The 16617-nt window shown below is 52.9% G+C and carries 15 protein-coding genes and 1 pseudogene; 11 read left to right on the top strand and 5 right to left on the bottom strand.

Going from position 1 to position 16617, the window contains the following annotated elements:
• Positions 1-2 precede the first annotated feature (2 nt).
• Together IXC47_RS11910 and IXC47_RS11905 are read right to left on the bottom strand one after the other, a co-directional pair.
• Positions 3-1307, bottom strand: a complete 1305-nt coding sequence (locus IXC47_RS11910; RefSeq protein WP_195875766.1) for an ATP-binding protein — start codon at positions 1305-1307, stop codon at positions 3-5.
• Positions 1304-3625, bottom strand: a complete 2322-nt coding sequence (locus tag IXC47_RS11905) for a tellurite resistance TerB family protein (RefSeq protein WP_195875765.1) — start codon at positions 3623-3625, stop codon at positions 1304-1306. Before IXC47_RS11905 ends, IXC47_RS11910 begins: the two co-directional genes overlap by 4 nt.
• Before the next feature lie 350 nt (positions 3626-3975).
• Here IXC47_RS11905 and IXC47_RS11900 point away from each other — a divergent pair, with 350 nt between their 5' ends.
• Together IXC47_RS11900 and IXC47_RS11895 are read left to right on the top strand one after the other, a co-directional pair.
• On the top strand, positions 3976-4368 hold the full coding sequence (locus IXC47_RS11900) for a hypothetical protein (protein WP_195875764.1): 393 nt from the start codon (positions 3976-3978) through the stop codon (positions 4366-4368).
• Between the two features lie 136 nt (positions 4369-4504).
• Positions 4505-5461: a DUF932 domain-containing protein gene (locus tag IXC47_RS11895; RefSeq protein ID WP_195875763.1), complete on the top strand. Its 957-nt coding sequence runs from the start codon at positions 4505-4507 to the stop codon at positions 5459-5461.
• A 10-nt stretch (positions 5462-5471) separates the two neighbouring features.
• On the opposite strand, the gene IXC47_RS11890 is transcribed toward IXC47_RS11895, so the two are convergent.
• Entirely contained in the window at positions 5472-5876 is a 405-nt protein-coding gene (locus IXC47_RS11890; protein ID WP_195875818.1) for a helix-turn-helix domain-containing protein, read from the bottom strand.
• Positions 5877-6131: 255 nt separating this feature from the next.
• Here IXC47_RS11890 and IXC47_RS11885 point away from each other — a divergent pair, with 255 nt between their 5' ends.
• The 4 genes and pseudogenes from IXC47_RS11885 to IXC47_RS11870 all read left to right on the top strand — a co-directional run bounded on the left by IXC47_RS11885 (position 6132) and on the right by IXC47_RS11870 (position 8778).
• Positions 6132-6365 (top strand): hypothetical protein, encoded by a 234-nt coding sequence (locus IXC47_RS11885; protein WP_195875762.1) that lies wholly within the window; start codon positions 6132-6134, stop codon positions 6363-6365.
• Between the two features lie 19 nt (positions 6366-6384).
• A complete protein-coding gene (locus tag IXC47_RS19380; RefSeq protein WP_230089524.1) occupies positions 6385-6768 on the top strand; it encodes a hypothetical protein in 384 nt (127 codons plus the stop codon).
• Positions 6769-6984: 216 nt separating this feature from the next.
• Positions 6985-7734: pseudogene (locus tag IXC47_RS11875) on the top strand (IS5 family transposase); the annotation flags it as partial.
• 348 nt (positions 7735-8082) lie between these two features.
• Entirely contained in the window at positions 8083-8778 is a 696-nt protein-coding gene (locus tag IXC47_RS11870; protein WP_195875760.1) for a VIT1/CCC1 transporter family protein, read from the top strand.
• A gap of 5 nt (positions 8779-8783) precedes the next feature.
• Here IXC47_RS11870 and IXC47_RS11865 read toward each other — a convergent pair whose 3' ends face one another.
• Entirely contained in the window at positions 8784-9335 is a 552-nt protein-coding gene (locus IXC47_RS11865; RefSeq protein ID WP_195875759.1) for a cytochrome b, read from the bottom strand.
• Between the two features lie 359 nt (positions 9336-9694).
• Here IXC47_RS11865 and IXC47_RS11860 point away from each other — a divergent pair, with 359 nt between their 5' ends.
• Together IXC47_RS11860 and IXC47_RS11855 are read left to right on the top strand one after the other, a co-directional pair.
• Positions 9695-11632 (top strand): copper resistance system multicopper oxidase, encoded by a 1938-nt coding sequence (locus IXC47_RS11860; protein WP_195875817.1) that lies wholly within the window; start codon positions 9695-9697, stop codon positions 11630-11632.
• Positions 11629-12534 carry a copper resistance protein B gene (locus tag IXC47_RS11855; RefSeq protein ID WP_195875758.1) on the top strand — a complete coding sequence of 302 codons (906 nt, stop codon included), beginning with the start codon at positions 11629-11631 and terminating at the stop codon, positions 12532-12534. Before IXC47_RS11860 ends, IXC47_RS11855 begins: the two co-directional genes overlap by 4 nt.
• 185 nt (positions 12535-12719) lie before the next feature.
• Here IXC47_RS11855 and IXC47_RS11850 read toward each other — a convergent pair whose 3' ends face one another.
• Complete coding sequence (locus IXC47_RS11850) at positions 12720-13025, bottom strand: EF-hand domain-containing protein (protein ID WP_195875757.1); 306 nt, start codon at positions 13023-13025, stop codon at positions 12720-12722.
• A gap of 410 nt (positions 13026-13435) precedes the next feature.
• Here IXC47_RS11850 and IXC47_RS11845 point away from each other — a divergent pair, with 410 nt between their 5' ends.
• From IXC47_RS11845 to IXC47_RS11835, 3 genes are read left to right on the top strand one after another with little or no spacing between them, the layout of a single operon-like run.
• Positions 13436-14011 carry a recombinase family protein gene (locus tag IXC47_RS11845; protein WP_134222393.1) on the top strand — a complete coding sequence of 192 codons (576 nt, stop codon included), beginning with the start codon at positions 13436-13438 and terminating at the stop codon, positions 14009-14011.
• A gap of 4 nt (positions 14012-14015) precedes the next feature.
• On the top strand, positions 14016-15650 hold the full coding sequence (locus tag IXC47_RS11840; RefSeq protein ID WP_134224091.1) for a DDE-type integrase/transposase/recombinase: 1635 nt from the start codon (positions 14016-14018) through the stop codon (positions 15648-15650).
• Complete coding sequence (locus IXC47_RS11835; RefSeq protein WP_134222394.1) at positions 15640-16611, top strand: ExeA family protein; 972 nt, start codon at positions 15640-15642, stop codon at positions 16609-16611. Before IXC47_RS11840 ends, IXC47_RS11835 begins: the two co-directional genes overlap by 11 nt.
• Positions 16612-16617 lie beyond the last annotated feature (6 nt).

The following is a 16617-nucleotide window of genomic DNA, read 5'->3' as shown; positions in this document are numbered from 1 at the left end:
ATTTACAACTTCAGCGAAACTAATTCGTCATCTGCATCTAGCTCCATATCAGTAGTTCCGCCCAAGTCTGCGTCAACCTTAACGTCTCCAATCAAACCTTGCCATTCAACAGATGGATTTTGTTCAAGAACCGCCAGTAGATTAATAAACGCAGTGATAGTTGTTCTTGGAGTACGGAAGTAGTTGTCACCAATACGAAGCGAGCAATGTTCCATAAATTGGCCGATTGCTTCGTCCGGCAACAGAAATTTCGCTGCATCACCAAAACTATAGATCGTTCGAACTTTCTGAAGAAGAACGTAGAGATCTTCCGGACTCAGACTTGATAGGCGCACTACGGGCCCGCTGTAATCCACTAGCCCGGCTTTCGCAAAAGTATTCTCGGCCAACCGACTTTGCAATGCCGGATAACTGTAAAGTCCTCTGCGCGTATCCATCAAAAATTCAGGTGTCCCACCAAGAATGAATCCCAGACCGACCGCAGCTCCCTGTAAGGAGTCATTCAATATGCGCAAGATCTGTTCATAGTTTGCGTTGCGTGCCTGCGTATTGGATAGCTTGTATAAATTCACCAGCTCATCCAAACAGACCACAAACCCAGAGTAACCAGCTAGGCGCACAAACTGAGCAAACAACTTCAGCTGATCATAAAACGATGAGTCATCAACGATCGTTCTCACACCCAACGCCTGACGTGCATCTGTTTTGGTAGTGAACTCTCCACGCAGCCAACGGATTGCATCTGATTTAAGAGCTTCATTTCCCTCTTCAAATCCTTTGTAATACGCGGCAATGACATCTGCGAAATCAAAGCCGTTAACCATTTCTGTTAGCTGGTTAAGCTTTTCTCTAATGACGAGGTCAGTGGTTTTGCCATTTGTCTGGGCTTCCGTCTTGGCAGTAGCAATAAATCGTTCGACAATTCCTTGCATTGCCCCGCCATCAGGCTTTGTTCGAGTTGAAAGATTTCTCATCAATTCGGCATAAAGCGAACGGGCCTGCCCACCCGTCGCATGCAAGCGCCGATCCGGATTCAAATCAGCGTTAGCGGTTACAAGCTTCTTTTCCATAGCAACCGCACGAATAAGGTTCAGAAAGAATGTTTTACCCGCCCCATATTCTCCAATCACAAATCGAATAGTCGATCCGCCATCTGCAACGCGATCCATATCTGCCACGAGCGTTTCAACTTCCAGCTTTCTGCCGACTTGAATTAGATGCTGGCCAGCTCGCGGGACAACGCCAGCGCGCAGTGATTGAATAACAGCGTCACGGTCTTTTGGGCGAATTGTTTGCGTTGCACTCATATTGCTAATTTCTCGATAATTTCAGGACTGATTTCAATCGGGTCATCTCCATCCGTAAATGGAAAATCGTAAGTATCAAATGCAGCTTCATTTAACTTCTCTAGTGCACCGTCAAGCATCACCTCAAGATCCTGGGCAATATTTCCAAGCTCTTGCCTCGACCAAGACATCCTTGATAAGAGCATGCGTGCAAATGCCGAGTGTGCATCATCTAATCCCAATATAGCGTTGTTCGCTACACTTTCCTCAACAGGGACAATAGGTGGTGGTATGTCTACTTCTTCTTTGAAGATATTTCCAAGCAAAGAAGATAGGCTCTCGCTGTCTTGTTGTAACGCAGCGATTTTGTCTTTATCCAAAACAAAACCACTTGCCGACTTTGCCTGCCCCGCAAGACCTGGCGAGGTCGCATTTTGATGAACTGCGCTGTATGCCTTGTTCTGCTCTACGCCTAGCAGTTTGTATATCTTCTCAAGTAATTTGATTTCAGCAGGTGCGGCTTTTGTATCAGCCTGAACCAATGAAGCAGCAAAGCCAGCGATCATTTCGCGAGCAGAGGGGTCCAGCGATTCTACTTTCTTTTTTAGAGCGGCCAAGGAAACCGGCTCTACCATTAACAGGCGTGCACGGCATTTGAGCCGTCGCTGAAGAGTAGGTGTCAAATGTACCCAAGACTCTATGTGCGTATTCAAAAAGCCTAGCTCCGAAGCTGAAAATTCTCCATCTGCATGCGCTACCGCAGCTGCTAACTCCAGTGTTATTGCTGCGATCTGATATGCGGGCGCAGCACGTTTGTCGTCGACGATTGAATCGATTTTAAACAATGCAATCTTATTCTCTGCCTTCGGAGTTTTCGCCCCTTCCAAGATGTCTGGCTCTAAACCTATCTTTTTAGAATATAAAGCTAGTGCCAACCCTCGAATCCGCTCCTTACTTAACTCACCTATTGCAGAGAACGTATCCGCAAGCTCCCGCATGGACATAAGCGCCATACCTTGCGAAGCTCTCATGATCAATTGATCCAGTGAGTCTTGTGCAGGTTGCGGCCACATATCAACGGGCAGTAGTAATAAGCCTTCAAGTGCCAACTCCTGACCTGGGTTTCTACCGACAAAACGGCTATAGGCATCAAGCTCTTCGGTACAAGCGTCGACAACGATTTGCAACAGTTTAATGGGCTTGGTAAGAGCGGTAACATCTGGAATGTCACCAAAATCCAAGACAATCTCTGGTCCACCGCGAAACCCTGCAGATGCTGGTCTATATACCAATTTTAATTTCGTTAGATTCAGAGTGAGCTTCATTCCTCCATCAAACTGCTGCTTGTATTTGATCTCAAACAATCGACGAAACTCGGCTTTACATCTAGTAACCGCAGTGCGTCGCATCACAGCTGGGTCTTGCTCTGTCCATGCCAATGCCACATGGGCTGGAATGGGCGATTTGTCCAACATGGCCTGACCGATTGCAATGCGTAAGTGATACGACAGTTCTGAAGATGGTCCTAATTCTGGTACTGGATTGTCATAACTCCGTTCAGGTATGTTCATCAACTCGAGATACTCTATGAACCTGCCGCAATATCCTGAGAATGAATGTGATTTTTCCCCATAAATAGCGAGAAGCCGTCTGCACTCATCAATTATTTCTTTTATTTCATCAGACGAATTAAGGCTTCCCTTTAGATCAATCAACGCTCGCCTCTCTAAACCACAGAAAAACAAGAAGACATATCCAATGCCTGCTTCTGGATGCGTACGTCCTTCGGACAACCACTGCAGGTAGGCATGTCTTGCCTGGTTTGATATGTCGGAATAAGAAGGCCAGTAGCCCGTTAAGTCTTCAGTAAAATTTCCAGCTTTCGCAATTGGTTTTCTTGAGTCTATCAATGCAGGATCTTGTTGACCGTAATAAGTAGGTAACTTGTTACCAACATATATCATCCCGCCTGCAATGGAAAACCGCCCAACCTCGACTGTTTGCCCCTTGGGAATCCATTTCCCGTCACTGACTTGATTTGGCGATGGCGGAACTGCGTAAGCGCGCGCTCCATTACTACTGACCTGCACCAGAAAAGGTTCATCCGTATCGTTTACCACTTTGTGAGCTCTCGGATTTAGAGATTCAGATGGTCTTTGAATTCTTTGATCATCCTGTTGGCTAGAAGAAGCATTCTTTTTATATGCTTTGTAGACGATATAAATTACTCCGACCAAGAAAAGTACCAGCCAAACATTTTCAGTTTTTCCAATAATCCAAAGGACAACAAGTACTCCAACTATCCAACTAAAGACTGATGGTTTCTTTTTCTTGGCCACTACTTAACTCTCTTGTAAACGCTATCTAAACAGCTTATTGCTTCCATTACCCAACCAACAATGGAAACACTTATGAATCAGCCTTGCCTCCCATATTCATGGGATATTTTGTTAAATAGTGCTAAATCCTGATCAATCAAAAGTGTTTTTTTGATTTGCTATACGCAATCGCCGTTTTCTATTTATGGTTTGATGGATTCAAAAAAAAATCATAGACATGCATTATGAAAAAGTAAGAAGGCAATTCGTACATATATTCTTTTCTAAAAAATCTCATCCACATATAACCACCATGAGCTACAGCCATTGTTTCGCTGTAGTGCGTTCATTCAACACAATGAAGGAATCTCATGGAAACCACCCAGCTCTACCCGCACGACCCCGAGGAGCCAATAGAGGCTTTTCCACCCTACTCCGCATTTGAAGCTTGTCCAAAGTGTGGCTCACATCAAATCGAGATCAGGAATTTTGCTACCAAGGCCGGTTGTGCAATCGGCGCGCTTGCTGGCATCGGTATCACTATCGCTAGCAGTGCAAGAGGAGCACGCGTTGGTGCATCGATCGGATTGATTGGCGGCCCAGTTGGCTCGGCCCTAGGCGGTATCGCTGGTGCTGTACTTGATGCATTAGCTAATGCTGCTGCAGGCTGTGCCACTGGCATTACCGTTGGAAAAATCATCGACAACACTCTGCTGCTCAACAATAAATGTCATCACTGCGGACATACCTTCAACGCCCACTAAATCTGCTGTCACAAGTTAAGCGTCATTTACGAACAGCTTAACAAGCTCCTTTTCTTCTTTCTTTCACACCTGCCCATGCCATCCAGCTGACCTCTGTCGATTGCGATGGCATGAGCTTTTTTATGCTGGGAACACAATGTCACACGAAATTGAAACGATGGCTTATGCAGGCCAAACCCCATGGCATGGCTTAGGTAAGGTACTCACTCCCAACCAGTCTCTAGATACTTGGGCCAACCAGTCCGGCTTGGATTTCAAGATTATGGAAACACCGGTGCGTTTCAACTCGGGTTTGTTAGGTGCACCAGAAAAGATCCAATTGTTCAGCGATCAAAAAGTGCTGTATCGGTCAGACACCAAAGCTGCTTTATCTGTAGTCTCGAACCGATATCAGGTCGTGCAGCCTGACGAGATCCTGGAGTTCTATCGGGATCTGACGGAACGCTCTGGGTTTGAATTGGAAACTGCCGGCGTCATGAAAGGTGGACGCAAACTATGGGCACTGGCCAAGACCGGACAATCTTTTTCAATCAAAGACAAAGATCGTATTAATGGGTATCTGCTGCTGGCAACAGCCTGTGATGGAAGCCTTGCGACAACAGCGCAGTTCACTAGCGTGAGAGTAGTTTGCAATAACACCCTGGCGATTGCCTTATCTGGTGGCAAGGATGTCGTGAAGGTGCCGCACAGTACGACGTTCGAGCCGGACCTGGTCAAGAAGGAATTGGGCATTTCATTTTCTGCTTGGGACAATTTCAGATACCGCATGACCAAGCTGGCAGAACGCAAACTAAAGGATCAGGAAGCAGATGCTTTCTTGCGCACCCTCTTCTCTATACCAACCGATCACAACGGACGGCAATACATGGATCGCACCATGCGTCAGGTCAAAAGCATCTATGAAGGAAAAGGACGAGGAGCCGAATTACCGTCGGCAAAGGGTACGGCGTTTGGACTTTTGAATGCAGTCACCGCGTTTGTGGATCACGAACGGCGAGCCAAGAGTGTTGATCATCGGCTGGATTCGGCTTGGTTCGGACAAGGGGCAACGTTGAAAGCGAAAGCGCTATGGCAGACGACGGCCCTCATTTAAAGCCGACCATTTATTCTTGGAATTGCGTTACCAATTCTTCGATCAAATAACGTTGATGAGGGGGCAGTGCTTGAATTTTCTGAGCCAAAGTAACTGCTTCTTTAGAAGGAGCATGGACACTGCTCTTCTTTCCTGCAGCTTTTGAACTCGACTCCGACTTTTCTGGTGACGGACCGTAGTGCAGCCAATGCTTATCCACATTTAACCAATTCGCTAGCGTGACTAACTTATCTTCGGTTGGTACTGAGCGCCCACTTAGCCATTTATGCGCTGTTTGGGGAGAAATCGCTGTCCCGTCGTAACGCAGACTAAATTGGATAGCGAGCTCGGTCGCACCTTCGACAGCTTCTTGGCTACGGCGCAACGCTAAACGTAAACGTTTAGTGAAAGCACTTTTTTCTTCGATGGTAGGCATTTGCATATTGTGCCGCATGCAAAGATGCCACACCGCAACCAATTGGTTTAATTATATCTTATTTGGTTTAAAATAAGCTCACTCAAGATAAGCAACACTTCACCACACCCTGCTCACCAACCTTTATTCATAGGAAAAATACCCATGGTCTTTTGCCGCGGATGCAGTAAAGAACTTCACGAAAGTGCCCCATCCTGCCCCCAATGCGGTGCGGTTCAAGCAGTAGCCATTAAGTGCGCAGAGGAATCGGGATGGATGGGCATCGTCTCTGCAATTTTTGCTGGCCTAGCATTCCTAGGCAGTGTGGGTGTTGAGGGGGCGCACAACAAGGACGCCATCTTGGGCGTAGTTATTTTAGGGGTGGGCAGCCTAATCCTCGGCGCAATCAGCCTGCAGCAACACAAGCCTCTTAAAACCTTATCGATTGTCGCCGTCACTTTTGCAGCACTCGGCCTTCTTGTTCTCTTAGGGAATACCCAATTTAACTAACTTCCAAATAAAGGAAAAAATGAGTTCATTTCTAAACTGCCAGCACTGCTCTCATCAAATTCACGTGAGTGCTCCTGCTTGTCCAAAATGTGGTGCGCCATCCATCAAGGCACCCTCACCAACGGTAGCTGTCAACAATACGGTGGTGTGGATCCTCGCATTCGCACCGTTGATTGGTTTGATTTTGGAAAGCTTGGTGGCTGGCGTACTTGCACAAAACGAATATGAGGCCGCACATGCGATGGCTACTTGTAGTGACCTGCATTTGAAACGGGGCCCGGCCAGCATTCAAGCCGACTCTCGGCCAGGAATAACTGCAACTGACAGCCCCTTCAAACCAGCATTAGCTGCAAATGAACCTGCATTTAGCCGCGCAGACCGGCATTTCATTCGCGCGAACTAGCATTAGCTGCAACTAACCGCAGTCGCTAGCGCTCACGCATTTGATCGTGGTTAAAGCCGAGGACCAGCTACCGAACGCCACTGTCCAGTTTAGGCGGTAGGATACTCCGCTCGTAAAAAAGTACTGGTCTAGCAGGGTGTTGATTTAATCGCCGCGCCCGTCAACCGACCCGAGCCGGTAAACGTTGTCTAATCAACCCCACCTTCGACCGCCATCATGCGCAAGACCGACGTCACCCAGCACTCGCTGTACAGTTACCGCACTTTGGAGGAACGCATCCCCGATGCGCATCCACTGCGCAAGCTACGGGTGCTGGTCGACGCCATCTTGGTCAACATGAACTACGATTTCCAGACACTGTATTCGCGACGCGGGCGTCCTTCCATCGCACCTGAGCGCCTGCTGCGCGCCAGCTTGATCCAGACGCTGTTCTCGATCCGCTCCGAGCGTCAACTGGTGCAGCACATTGAATACAACCTGCTGTACCACTGGTTCGTCGGCATGAACCTCGACGAGCCCGTGTGGAACCACTCGACCTTCAGTGCCAACTGCGAGCGCTTGTTCAGCGAGGCGATGACGCAGCGCTTCTTTGCCCAGGTGCTGCGCATAGCCGAATGGCAAAGCCTGATTTCGGACGAACATTTCACCGTCGACGGCACCATGATCGAAGCGGGGGCCTCGGTCAAGAGCTTCACCAAGAAGGATGGCAGCGGGCCGCCGCCGAGCGACAACGGGCGCAACGCCACAGTCGACTTCAAGGGAGAGAAACGCTCCAATGAAACACACCAATCGACGACCGATCCAGACGCGCGGCTGTACAAAAAAGGCGACGGCGACAAGTCCAGGCTGTGCTACCTGGGCCACGCGCTGATGGAGAACCGTAACGGCCTCGTGGTCGACGCCACCACCACACTGGCGACCGGCACAAGGCGCGCTTCGTCGGCCTGGCAAAGGTGCGCGCGCAGACCACGTTCACCTTCGCAGCTTACAACCTGACCCGCATGGCGACCATCTTTGGCTGGCGCTTGTCGGCGGTGGTGGGATAACTCCGTCCAGAGTGGGCGGAAAGTGCTGATAAGTACTAAAAAACAGTCTAGAAAGCGCCGAGAAACCGGTTTTTAGGCAGAATGCGGCTTCCAGCCCGAAAAAAACGCATTTCGGGCGACAAAATCCGAAGGAGTGCAGTCCTTTTTCAACGCCCTGCTAGAGGTGGCATTGGGGATTAGTCGCTTTTAGTGCCCAGATAGCATAAGATTAAAGACCCTGGGGCCATCGAGCTAGAAACATCTTCTTAATTTCGACGATACTGCAACTATGCCAAGACAACATGATGAGCGGCACCGTATTGAAGCCATCGGTTGGCTTCGCGCAGCAGTGCTTGGTGCAAACGATGGAATCGTGTCTACCGCGAGCCTTATTTTAGGAGTCGCCTCGGCAAGCGCCGGGCACGGAAGCATTCTGCTGACCGGCGTGGCCGGTCTAGTCGCCGGCGCGATGTCAATGGCGACGGGCGAATACGTGTCGGTGTATTCGCAAGCCGACACTGAAAAGGCCGCTCTAGCTGAAGAGCATGCCGAGCTCGAGGCGGACATCGATAGCGAACACCGTGAACTAACGGCGATCTATGTGCGACGCGGACTTGAGCAATCGCTTGCTGCGCGAGTCGCTGAGCAACTGATGGCGCACGACGCAATTGGTGCCCATGCCAGGGACGAACTGGGCATTTCGGAAATTACCACTGCTAGGCCGCTGCAAGCAGCGATCTATTCGGCAGCCAGCTTCGCAGTAGGTGCCGCGTTACCACTAGGGGTTGCGGTACTCGCACCTACCGCGCTATTGATTCCGATTGTCGCGTTGACCGCACTGCTATCGCTGGCAATTCTTGGCGGATTGGCAGCGCGTACTGGAGGTGCCCAGATCATGCCTGGCGTCATTCGCGTCACGTTCTGGAGCGCTTTGGCGATGGCGGTAACAGCAGGGGTAGGCGCACTATTCGGCGCAGTGGCTTAGTATCATTAGTAGGGCCACATGCGTTGGAATACGCCATCTTCGTCGACCCACAAATGCTTAAGCGCTGCTAGGACATGGAGCGCCACTGCCGCGACCAAAACCCAGGCGATCCAAGAATGAATAGTAAAAAACTGTTCCTTGAGCGAGTCGCTTTTCGCCACCCACGTGGGAGTCGGCACCCCAAAATACTCCACAGCATCACCACTGAACGAGGCTCCGAGATACCCGGTCGTAGGCATGAGTATCAGTAGCAAATACAGCAGTTTGTGTGTGTAGCGGGAAGCCCTCGCTTGCCAAACTGGCAGCGAGGACGGTAATGCAGTCGGTGCATGTTTGAGCCGCCAAATTACCCGCATGGCGATCAATGCCGCTGCCGTAATACCAATCGAAATGTGCAGTTTGAAAAGCCAGTCGCTCCCGGGTTCTTCCTCGACGGACATCATGTACCAGCCTAAGGCGATCATAATGGTGATTAGAAGCGCAAGAACCCAATGAAAGAAAATTGCCGGGTTGCCATAGCGTTCCAGTCGTTGAATCTCTGTCTTTCTACCTGTCATGTGAACCTCTTGTAAATGCTAACCATAAAGCGCAAGTATTCCGCTGTCAAGAATACATTACTTTCTGAATGATACGCGCCTGGTTGGCACCCGCTTATGGAAGATTTGGGCTAGCCAGCTAAATTGGAGAGCGGCGATCAAGTTCGGAATTGTTCCTTTTCGCGACGGAATATTGCTGTCTGATGTATGCTTGGCAAGGATGCCAAGTTTGCGGCTAGTACGTGTTGTAGTGACTGTTTCGGCTTGTAGGTGAGACGGGTACGCGGCAGTGTGTAGTTCGGAACCTAGCGCTTGCGAAGGCTGTTGAGCGAATTGAAGGAGGTTATGTGGGAAAATTCATTGAGGTCGAAGAGCAGAGGATGTTGCTGAGGTCACGTCGCCGATTTGTGCAAGGACTTGCTGTAGGAGGTGTGGCGACGGCATTTGCTATCGGTACTGGGCCAGCATCGGCAGCGACGCACCCGATGCAATCTGAAGTACTGCGAGGGACTGAATTTGATCTTGTCATTTCGGACACGCCGATGAATTTTACCGGGACGACGCGACGAACCACATCGGTCAATGGCACGATCCCCGGGCCGACCCTGCGGATGCGAGAAGGCGATGTCGTGACAATTCGCGTCACTAACCGGTTACAGACTTCGACCTCCATTCACTGGCATGGCCTCTTACTACCATTTGAGATGGATGGGGTGCCTGGCATTAGCTTTCCCGGAATTGCGCCCGGAGAAACGTTCACTTATCGATTTAAGGTGCAGCAAAATGGTACCTACTGGTATCACAGCCATACGAAATTCCAAGAGCAAACTGGGCTGTACGGCGCGATCGTAATCGATCCAGCCAATGCCGATCCGATCAGTTCGGATCGCGATCATGTATTGCTTTTAAGCGACTGGACTGACAGCGAACCGGAGTTCTTGTATCGCCGCCTGAAACAGGAATCGGACTTTTTTAATTTTCAGATGCCAACTGCAGGGATGTTCTTCCGCGACGTGTCGCAGATGGGTCTTGGCAAGGCGCTGGAGAAACGAAAAATGTGGAACCAGATGCGGATGAACCCGACCGACCTCGGCGATGTATCGGGTTCGACGTTCACCTATCTCGCTAACGGTGCGCCACCCGCCGCAAACTGGACCGCACTTGTAAAGTCGGGAGAAAAGGTGCGTCTCCGCATAATTAACGGTTCTTCGACGACGATCTTTGACGTGCGTATTCCCGGCTTGAAAATGACCGTCGTTTCCGCAGATGGACAACAAGTCGAGCCGGTCGAAGTCGACGAGTTCCGCATCTCAGTCGCCGAAACGTACGACGTGGTCGTCCATATTCCAGATGAGAATGCTTATACAATTTTCGCGCAGTCGATTGACCGCACAGGTTACACGCGCGCCACGCTGGCGCCAAGAAAAGGAATGGCTGCTCCGGTCCCGGAGATGGATCCTAAGACATGGCTCGCCATGGTCGACATGGGAATGGGCGACATGGACATGGGCGGCACGCCACCGAAAACTCAGCTCCCCGCACCAGACCACAGTGCGATGCAAGGTATGGACATGTCATCGACGAAACCGATGCAAAGTGGTTCGCCTCCGAACGCAGCGCACGACATGTCTTCAATGACGAACAAAGCGGCGATGCCTGACAGCGGCCACTCTTCAATGCCTGGAATGGATATGTCATCTGGGAAAAATGCCGGCGAGATGAATATGTCCAAGGAGAGTGATAAACGAGGCATGGACATGGCGCCTAAGAAGAACGGCCCGGGTATGGACATGGCAGGAGATAAGAGTATGGCCGTCATGGACACTGGACCCAGCGTGGACTCCCGTGCAATGTCGCCCTCCAGTGCGCTAAATGATCCTGGTCCGCGTCTGCGCGGTAATGGACGCAGGGTACTTACGTATTCTGATTTGCACTCGGTAGGCGGGCCGCTCGACAAGCGAGCCCCAAGCCGCGAGATTGTCATGCGCCTGACCGGCAACATGAAACGTTTCGTCTGGGGGTTTGATGGCAAAAAATTTTCCGAAGTGGGCCCTGTACATTTTCGGTACGGGGAACGCGTGCGGATCACCCTGATCAACGATTCGATGATGAACCATCCAATTCATTTGCACGGTATGTTCAGCGACATTGAGGACGAGCAAGGCAAGTTCCTAGTACGCAAACATACAGTTAATGTGCAGCCGAGCAAGAAAATTAGTTTCCTGGTTACGGCCGACGCACCGGGGCAATGGGCCTTCCATTGCCACCTTCTTTATCACATGGAAGCGGGCATGTTCCGCATGGTGGTGGTTTCATGAAGACAGTCGACTCATTTCGTTCGTACGCGGCGATGCTTCCGGAGCGCGGTCTGGCCGCACGTGCTCTTCGGCGCCTAACTTTTGCGTGCGCAGCATCGGCGTCGTTTGCGGTCTTCGCGCAGTCAATGCCGCCCATGCCGCCAATGGATCACGGAAAAATGCGAATGCCTCCGGCTGCGATTGCGGACCCGGTGAATGCAGCAAAGACCGGGCCATATCCGCGAAATCCGGATGGCACATATGCAATTCCAGGGGACGGTATGGAGATGTCCGACAATGCGGTCTTTTCGATGGTTATGTTGGACCGTTTGGAAGGGTTCGACGGGCTCGATAGCAGTGGCTTGAATATGGACGGATCAGTCTGGATCGGGACGGACTTTAACAAACTGTGGCTCAAGGCGGAGGCTGAACGGTCCGCGGGACAGTCTAGCGGCAGGGCAGAGGTATTGTGGTCGCATGCAGTTGCAGCGTTCTGGGATCTGCAGACGGGCGTGCGGCATGATTTCGGCGGCGGTCCCAGTCGGCAGTGGGCCGTGCTGGGTGTGCAGGGGATTACACCCTATTGGTTCAACGTTGAAGCAGCTGTTTATGTCGGTGCTGCCGGACGCACGGCTGCCCGCGCCCGCGGTGAATATACGGTGCGAATCACCCAACGCGCCATCCTCACGCCGGAAGTGGAAGTCAATGCATACGGCAAGTCAGACTTAGCGCGCGGTATTGGCACCGGTTTTTCGGATGCACGCTTGGGACTACGTTTACGATATGAAATCCGCCGTGAGTTCGCCCCTTACATCGGTATTACCTGGGCACGCAAACTGGGGCAGACCGCTACCCTTGCGCGACAGCAAAACGCGGCACGCAGCGAGCGTCAGATCGTCGCGGGCGTGCGACTCTGGTTCTAAGCAGGTTCGAACAAGCTAGCCGTGCTACATCTCTGCGGTTATTAATCTTCGAGGTCGAAATTTAGAACGATCATAGTCGAAAATCAAATGGCCAGAATCGCAGTCGAAAAACAAATGGCCGGATAAGCAATCTCAAGGAACGCTTACCCGGCCACAGTTCTGTCACTCTTGAGCTAATAGAGCCGTTACTTGGCCATACCTTCCATGGCCTTAGCGCCATCCTTCGATTTTCCCTTGCCCGTCATGTTCATATCGTGAGACGGCATCATCGACATGTCTTTTAAGTCGACTGTCCCGTTTTTATTTTTTTTCATCTTGTCGTACATCATTTCGTGGTGCTTCATAAACTCATCTTTCGAAATCGCGCCGTCGCCATTGGCGTCGAGCATTTTCATGTCCATTTTCATTCCCATTTTCATGTCGTCCATGGCCACAGCCGAGGCACTCGCGCCAATAAGCGCGACGGCCAAAATTGTCAAAAATTTGTTCATGTCATTTCCTCTTTAGTATCAAAAATTCGCGAACTCGACTGGTGTTTTCTAAGAGCGTCCGCAACCACACTCTAGAGTGTATGCCAATTATCAATCGGCAGGCGCTCAGGAACGCTGAGTGTTGACGCTGAGCGACTATCTCGGCCCGTTACGGCGAACAAGGTTGGAAGTTTGGTAAATTCCAACACATATCCTCCGATCGATGATTAGTGGCTTGGTGGCTTTTCATTCAGAAGCTGATGCAAGACGGTCACTAGGGGGCAGTATCCTCCAATAAACGAGGGTTTGTTGCACTCCCGCGCGCGGCCGACAAGCGGCAGCTTGCTCAAGCACAGCGACAATCCACAATCCCTTTCCAATATTCAAAGTCCAGCTATACTGAATTTTCGTGATTTATTGGACAAGTCGCCATGCTGATCGGCTACGCCCGTGTATCGACCGACGACCAGAACTTGGACTTGCAGCGCGATGCGTTGCAGGCGGTCGGTTGCGAGCGTGTCTTCGAGGACATGGTGAGCGGAGCCAGAGCGGACCGCACCGGGCTGGTTACCTTAATGAGCATGCTACGCGCCGGCGACACCGTAGTCATCTGGCGGTTGGATCGGCTGGGCCGGTCGCTCAAGAACCTGATCGAGCTGGTCGAGCGGCTCGAATCAGCCAAGGTCGGGCTGCGCAGCCTGCAAGAAAACATCGACACCACGTCGAGCGGCGGCAAGCTGGTCTTTCACCTGTTCGGCGCACTGGCCGAGTTCGAGCGCAACCTGATCCGCGAACGGACGCAGGCCGGACTGGTCGCGGCGCGCGCGCGCGGCCGCATGGGCGGTCGGCCGAGGCGCCTTGATCCTGTCAAGCTCGCGCTCGCCGTGAAATTGCACCGGGAGCGCAACCACACTGTTGAGGAAATCTGCAAGATGATGGGGATTTCCAAATCCACGCTCTACAACTACCTAGACAAGGCTGAGAGCGATGGCTGCCGGGTGGCGTAAGCAGATCCCGGCCGAATCGCTGCTGCAATTGCGGCAGCGGCTCGACCGTCTGCCTCACAAAAGTCCGGAGCGTGCCGCCCAAGTGCGCGCCATGTCCGAGCTGTACGGCATGTCCACCACGTCGGTGTATCGCGCCCTGAAGGACTTTCTGAAGCCGCGCGTAGTCCACCGCACCGATCACGGCAAGCCGCGCGTCCTGCCGAAATCGGAACTGGAGCGCTACTGCGAGCTGGTCGCTGCCCTCAAGCTACGCACGACCAACAAGCAGGGCCGCCACCTGTCCACGAAGCGCTCCATCGAGCTGCTGGAGGAATATGGCGTCGAGACGGTACAGGGACTTGTGCGCGCACCGCAAGGGGTGCTGACGCGCAGCACGGTCAACCAGTACCTCACACTTTGGCACCTCGACCAGCCGCGCCTGCGCCGGCAGCCGCCAGCCGTGCGCTTCCAGGCCGAGCACAGCAACGACTGCTGGCAGTTCGACATGTCGCCGTCCGACCTCAAACGGATCGACAAGCCGGACTGGATCGAACCGGGAAAGGGCGAGCCGACGCTGATGCTGTACAGCGTCGTGGACGATCGTAGCGGTGTGGCCTATCAGGAGTACCGCTGCGTCTATGGCGAAGATGCCGAATCGGCGCTGCGCTTCCTGTTCAACGCGATGGCAGCGAAGGCGGACCCCGAATATCCGTTCCAGGGGCGGCCGTTGATGATCTACCTGGACAACGGCCCTGTCGCCAAGAGTCGCGTATTCCAGAATGTGATGCACGCGCTTGGTATCGAGTGGATGACACACATCCCGGCCGGCAAAGACGGCGAGCGGGTTACAGCGCGCTCCAAGGGAAAGGTCGAGCGGCCGTTTCGCACAGTGAAGGAAGCCCACGAGACGCTGTACCACTTCCACAAGCCGGAGACCGAGCAACAGGCCAACGAATGGCTGTTGCGCTATCTGATGCGTTACATTCGCCAGGATCATCGCTCCGAGCAGCATTCGCGCATCGAGGACTGGCTTGCCAATTTCCCGAGCGGCGGCATCCGGCAGATGTGCGCCTGGGAGCAGTACTGTCGCTTTGCCCGCGAGCCGGAGCGGCGCCGCGTTGGCGTGGACGCGCGCGTGTCGGTGGAGGGTACCAGCTACGAAGTCGAGCTGGACATGGCCGGTGAATATGTGTTGCTGCTGTGGGGGCTGTTCGACAACGAACTGTACGTGGAGTACGAAAGCGTGCGCACCGGCCCGTACTACCCGGTCGCCGGGCCGATTCCATTGAACCGCTATCGCGCCTTCAAGCGCGGCGCGGCCGACGCGCGCGCCGACCGTATACGCACCCTGGCCGACCAGCTCAAGCTGCCCATCGAGGCGCTGGCCGGCAAGGACCTGCACTTGGCCCCGCTGAATCTACCAGGCGAATTACCAATCCAGCCCTTCGACGCCGAGGCGCACGAATTCCATTTTGCAAACGTCATCGCCGCCAAGCTGGCGATAGCGGGCGAGCTGGCCAAGCCGCTGGCCAAGCTGTCGCCAGCAGATCGCGCCGTCATCGACCAGGTACTGAGCGAGACGCTGACGCGCAGCGTCGTGCTTGCGCGCATACGAGATTATTTCCGAAACAAGAAGACTGGAGAGGACCATGCGAGTTGAAGTGATGCAGTACTACGGGCTGACGCAACCACTGAGCCAGGCCGGCTACTACGAAACTGACCACCACAAGCAGCTGATCAAGGACATCAAAGGGGCCACCCTTGAGGGGCGGCTGATCGCCTTGTGCGGTGTTGTCGGCAGCGGCAAAACAGTCACGTTGCGCCGCCTTCAGCAGATTTTGAAAGACGAGAACCGCGTTGCCGTCGCTAAGTCGCTGTCCGTGGAAAAGCACAGCATCAAGTTGGCCACCTTGATCTCCACGCTCTTCTACGACCTTACGCAGGACAAACAGGTGCAAATTCCCAAGCAGAGCGAAAAGCGCGAGCGCGAATTGCAGGAAATCGTCAAAAAGGGGAAGCGGCCGGTGGCACTGTTCGTCGACGAGGCGCACGACTTGAACGGACACACCCTCATCGGCCTCAAACGTCTGATGGAAGTGGTCGAGGACGCAGGCGGCCGGTTGTCGGTGATCCTGGCCGGCCATCCGAAGCTGCGCAACGACCTGCGCCGCCCGACCATGGAAGAAATCGGCTACCGGACCGATATCTTCACGCTCGATGGCGTCGCCGGCAGCCAGCGCGAGTACATCCTGTGGCTGCTTGGCGCCAGCGCGGCTCCGAACACTGATCCAGAATCGATCCTGAACAGCGAGGCAATCGATATCCTGTCCACCAAGCTGCGCACGCCGCTGCAAGTCCAACTGCACCTGACCTTGTCGCTGGAAGCGGGCTACCAGACCGGCGAGAAGCCTGTCACGGCCGCGCTGGTGGAAACTGTGCTGTCGCGCCAGCTTGACGATCTGGAGCCGACCCTGACCCGCCACGGGTACAGACTGAAGGATATGGTCGAACAGTTCGACGCCAAGCCAGCGGAAATCCGCGCGCTGTTCAACAACAAACTGGAACCGGCGCGCACAGCGGAGCTGCGCGACCGGATGCTTGCCGCTGGCCTGCCCATCTAATTCTGC

It is taken from the genome of Herminiimonas contaminans (assembly GCF_015645465.1).
Classification (GTDB): Bacteria; Pseudomonadota; Gammaproteobacteria; order Burkholderiales; family Burkholderiaceae_D; genus Oxalicibacterium; species Oxalicibacterium contaminans.
This window is presented reverse-complemented; position numbering and strand designations above follow the sequence as displayed.

What these genes read in the sequence shown, in the direction of transcription:
- IXC47_RS11910 (WP_195875766.1), bottom strand. Translation starts at nt 1,307, where the DNA reads ATGAGTGCAACGCAAACAATTCGCCCAAAAGACCGTGACGCTGTTATT.
- IXC47_RS11900 (WP_195875764.1), top strand. Translation starts at nt 3,976, where the DNA reads ATGGAAACCACCCAGCTCTACCCGCACGACCCCGAGGAGCCAATAGAG.
- IXC47_RS11895 (WP_195875763.1), top strand. Translation starts at nt 4,505, where the DNA reads ATGTCACACGAAATTGAAACGATGGCTTATGCAGGCCAAACCCCATGG.
- IXC47_RS11890 (WP_195875818.1), bottom strand. Translation starts at nt 5,876, where the DNA reads ATGCCTACCATCGAAGAAAAAAGTGCTTTCACTAAACGTTTACGTTTA.
- IXC47_RS11885 (WP_195875762.1), top strand. Translation starts at nt 6,132, where the DNA reads ATGGGCATCGTCTCTGCAATTTTTGCTGGCCTAGCATTCCTAGGCAGT.
- IXC47_RS19380 (WP_230089524.1), top strand. Translation starts at nt 6,385, where the DNA reads ATGAGTTCATTTCTAAACTGCCAGCACTGCTCTCATCAAATTCACGTG.
- IXC47_RS11870 (WP_195875760.1), top strand. Translation starts at nt 8,083, where the DNA reads ATGCCAAGACAACATGATGAGCGGCACCGTATTGAAGCCATCGGTTGG.
- IXC47_RS11865 (WP_195875759.1), bottom strand. Translation starts at nt 9,335, where the DNA reads ATGACAGGTAGAAAGACAGAGATTCAACGACTGGAACGCTATGGCAAC.
- IXC47_RS11860 (WP_195875817.1), top strand. Translation starts at nt 9,695, where the DNA reads ATGTTGCTGAGGTCACGTCGCCGATTTGTGCAAGGACTTGCTGTAGGA.
- IXC47_RS11855 (WP_195875758.1), top strand. Translation starts at nt 11,629, where the DNA reads ATGAAGACAGTCGACTCATTTCGTTCGTACGCGGCGATGCTTCCGGAG.
- IXC47_RS11850 (WP_195875757.1), bottom strand. Translation starts at nt 13,025, where the DNA reads ATGAACAAATTTTTGACAATTTTGGCCGTCGCGCTTATTGGCGCGAGT.
- IXC47_RS11845 (WP_134222393.1), top strand. Translation starts at nt 13,436, where the DNA reads ATGCTGATCGGCTACGCCCGTGTATCGACCGACGACCAGAACTTGGAC.
- IXC47_RS11835 (WP_134222394.1), top strand. Translation starts at nt 15,640, where the DNA reads ATGCGAGTTGAAGTGATGCAGTACTACGGGCTGACGCAACCACTGAGC.